We start from the raw sequence: 3,110 nt of genomic DNA, 5'->3' as shown, positions 1-3,110 counted from the left end.
CTAGAGGTGTCTTGACAGCGTCTTTACGAGTTCGTTGTTGAACGGCGTAAGAATTCCCCACCTTTAGGCGGTGGGAGGGTCAACCCCCGCCCTCCCTCAGATGTGGTTTCCAGAGAGTTTCTTGGGCAAAACTTGCCAGTTGCCAGCCCTGACCCTGAACCCCGGTCTGAGCGGCAAGCCGGTATGATAATGCCGATCACCCCTTAGCCCCAGAATCTATGGGATCCCAATTTAAACGGGTTGCAGGCGCCGTTACCGCCCCACGAGGGTTCCGCGCTGCTGGCGTGGCTGCCGGCCTCAAGCCCTCTGGAGCTGCCGATCTGGCTTTGATCGTCTCTGACTGCAATGCAGTGGGGGCTGGCGTTTTCACTACCAACCAGGTCAAGGCCGCTTGTGTTACCTATAACCAAAGGATCCTCGCCCAAGGGCAACCGGTGCGGGCCATCCTTTGCAACGCCGGCCAAGCCAACGCCTGTACAGGAGAAGAAGGGGAGCGCAACAACACCCAACTGGCTCTCTGGGTAGGAGAACGGCTGGGGATCCCGGCCCAACAGGTGCTCACTGCCTCGACAGGGGTGATCGGGCGGCAATTGGAAATGGCCAAAATCGAGGCAGCCCTGCCCCGCCTGATCGACAGCCTCTCGCCCACAGGAGGAGAGAGCGCCGCCCGCGCCATCCTCACCACCGACCTGGTAACCAAGAGTACAGCCCTAGAGGCCGAGATCGACGGCTACACCATCCGGGTGGGAGGCATTGCCAAGGGATCCGGCATGATCCACCCCAACTTGGCGACGATGCTGGCTTTCTTGACCTGCGACGCGGCTGTAGATCCCCACCTGTGGCAGCAGCTCCTCCAGCAGGCTGCCGACCTCAGCTTTAACCAAATCACCGTGGACGGGGATACTAGCACCAATGACATGGTACTGGCCCTGGCCAATGGCCAAAGCGGGATCCCCCCCCTGCAGGCCAGCACGGAAGCGGCCCAGACTCTGGCGGAGATGGTCGTTCAGGTCTGCATTGACCTGGCCAAGGCCATTGCCCGCGATGGGGAAGGGGCCACCAAGCTGCTGGAGATCCGGGTGCAGGGAGCTCCCAACGATAGGTCGGCCCGGCAGATGGCCCGCGTGATCGCCAGCTCTCCCCTGGTGAAGGCAGCAGTTTTTGGCAATGATCCCAACTGGGGACGAGTGGCCGCCGCTGCTGGGCGGTCTGGGATCCCCTTTGACAGCCGTCGCTTGGAGGTTCGCCTGGGGGATTTTCTGCTGTTGCAGGGGGGAATGCCTTTGGCTTTTGATCGCCAGGCAGCCTCCGAGTACCTAAAGAAAGGAGACCCAGTAATCTTCACCGTGGATCTCCACCAGGGATCTGGCCAGGGCGTTGCCTGGGGCTGCGATCTCAGCTACGACTACGTACGCATCAACGCCGAGTACACCACCTAGACAGCCCGCGGCAGCCAGAAGAACTAGAAGCTGAGGCTCTCCCAGGAGACGTTGATGTCTTCCAGGAGCAGCGACTTGTTGTAGATCTGCAGGATGATCAGCAAAAAGATGCCAAACAGCACCATAAAGACCGCCATCAGAGGTGTGGTGCCCCAGCCAGGGGCCACCTTGCCGTATTCCGAGTTGAGGGGACGCAGCAGATCGCCCAGTTTGGTACGAATAGCCATAGGTTCTCGCGCTAGGTCAAAGAGAGGACAGGTTTACCCAGTCGGAGGTCAGCACGGCGGCAGATCCCAGCCAGACAGCCTCCTTTTAAAATCACGCTAACAGAATCTGGTCACTTCCCTTTGCCGCCGGCAATGAATTGTAAACTTGTGTAATATGTAGGAAGATTCTCTCAGAATTGAAGAGTTAGCTATGGAATCCACCCTTTCGCTGGTTGTGGCCATTGCGGCGACAACCATCTGCATCACCGCCTTTGCCATCTACACGGCCTTTGGCCCCCCTGCCAAAAACTTGCAGGATCCCTACGAGATGCACGAGGATTGAAGCCGGTCGTTTTGCGGTTCCAGTGCATGCCTGCTCGGTTACCCTCTCGTCTCCCCTTCCACAAATACCAAGGCCTGGGGAACGACTTCATCTTGGTGGATAACCGCCACCAGTCCCAGCCCTGTCTGACTCCAGAAGAGGCCGTTGCCCTGTGCAACCGCCGCTTTGGCGTGGGGGCAGATGGGGTTATCTTCCTGCTGCCGGGGCAGGCGGGGGCCGATTTCAGCATGCGCCTGTTCAACAGCGACGGCTCGGAGGCGGAAATGTGCGGCAACGGGATCCGCTGTTTGGCCCGCTTTTTACAGGATCTGGGGATCCCCGCTCAGGATGGTGCCTACCAGATCCACACCTTGGCGGGGCGGATTGTGCCGCGGGTGCAGCCCGATGGCCTGGTGACAGTGGACATGGGGATCCCTCGCCTGTTGGCCCAGCAGATTCCCACCACGCTGGCCGGGCCAGAGGAGAAGGTGATTCGGCAACCGCTCCCAGTGGCCGGGCGGGAGTGGCCGGTGACGGCGGTGAGCATGGGCAACCCCCATTGCGTGGTCTTTCTCGAGGAGGAGGGATCCCTGGAAGAGCTGGATCTGGAAAGGGTAGGCCCCCTGTTTGAGCATCACCCTGCCTTTCCGGAGCGCACCAACACCGAATTCGTGCAGGTGCTCAGCCCTAACCGCCTGCGGCTGCGGGTTTGGGAGCGAGGGGCAGGGGCGACGCTGGCCTGTGGAACAGGGGCTTGTGCCGCCCTAGTAGCTGCCGTCTTGGAAGAGCGGGCCAAGCCCCAAGCCACGGTAGAGCTGCCGGGAGGCAGCCTGGAGGTTCGCTGGGATCTTGACACCCAACACGTGTGGATGACAGGGCCAGCCCTGCCCGTTTTCAGCGGCACCACCGCCGATTGAGAGGTCTCAGGATCCCAGCCCCAGCAGGAGAAGAGCCAGCAGGGTGAGAATCCCATAGGCAGTGCTCCAACCCTGCCGCCAGATCAACGCCACTGCCAGGCCCAACAAGACCAGCCCCAGCCCCAGGCCGAGGCGTAGGAACAGAGGATGAACCCACTGGTTGAGGGAGCGTTTGAGCCAGGGGAAGATCACCCCCAAGCCGAAGGCCAACGCCACTGGGATCCAG

At 60.9% G+C, this 3,110-nt stretch carries 4 protein-coding genes and 1 pseudogene; 3 read left to right on the top strand and 2 right to left on the bottom strand.

Translation table 11 applies throughout. The features are described 5' to 3' along the window. The first annotated feature begins 218 nt into the window (after positions 1–218). On the top strand, positions 219–1,439 hold the full coding sequence (argJ, locus tag NW841_RS06175) for a bifunctional glutamate N-acetyltransferase/amino-acid acetyltransferase ArgJ (RefSeq protein ID WP_414385834.1): 1,221 nt from the start codon (positions 219–221) through the stop codon (positions 1,437–1,439). A 23-nt stretch (positions 1,440–1,462) separates the two neighbouring features. Here the strand turns inward: argJ and psbH are convergent, their stop codons facing one another. Further along, positions 1,463–1,666 carry a photosystem II reaction center phosphoprotein PsbH gene (gene psbH, locus NW841_RS06170; protein WP_011430181.1) on the bottom strand — a complete coding sequence of 68 codons (204 nt, stop codon included), beginning with the start codon at positions 1,664–1,666 and terminating at the stop codon, positions 1,463–1,465. A gap of 190 nt (positions 1,667–1,856) precedes the next feature. Between psbH and psbN the strand changes: the two genes are divergently transcribed. Then, positions 1,857–1,988 (top strand): photosystem II reaction center protein PsbN, encoded by a 132-nt coding sequence (psbN, locus tag NW841_RS06165; RefSeq protein ID WP_414363859.1) that lies wholly within the window; start codon positions 1,857–1,859, stop codon positions 1,986–1,988. A gap of 26 nt (positions 1,989–2,014) precedes the next feature. Next, the gene (dapF, locus tag NW841_RS06160; RefSeq protein ID WP_414370727.1) at positions 2,015–2,884 is read left to right on the top strand and encodes a diaminopimelate epimerase; all 870 of its coding nucleotides are present in this window, start codon (positions 2,015–2,017) and stop codon (positions 2,882–2,884) included. A gap of 6 nt (positions 2,885–2,890) precedes the next feature. On the opposite strand, the pseudogene NW841_RS06155 reads toward dapF, so the two are convergent. Continuing rightward, positions 2,891–3,110, bottom strand: a pseudogene (locus NW841_RS06155) (hypothetical protein); the annotation flags it as partial.

It is taken from the genome of Synechococcus sp. H60.3 (assembly GCF_047462295.1).
In the GTDB taxonomy this organism is placed as follows: Bacteria; Cyanobacteriota; Cyanobacteriia; order Thermostichales; family Thermostichaceae; genus Thermostichus.
This window is presented reverse-complemented; position numbering and strand designations above follow the sequence as displayed.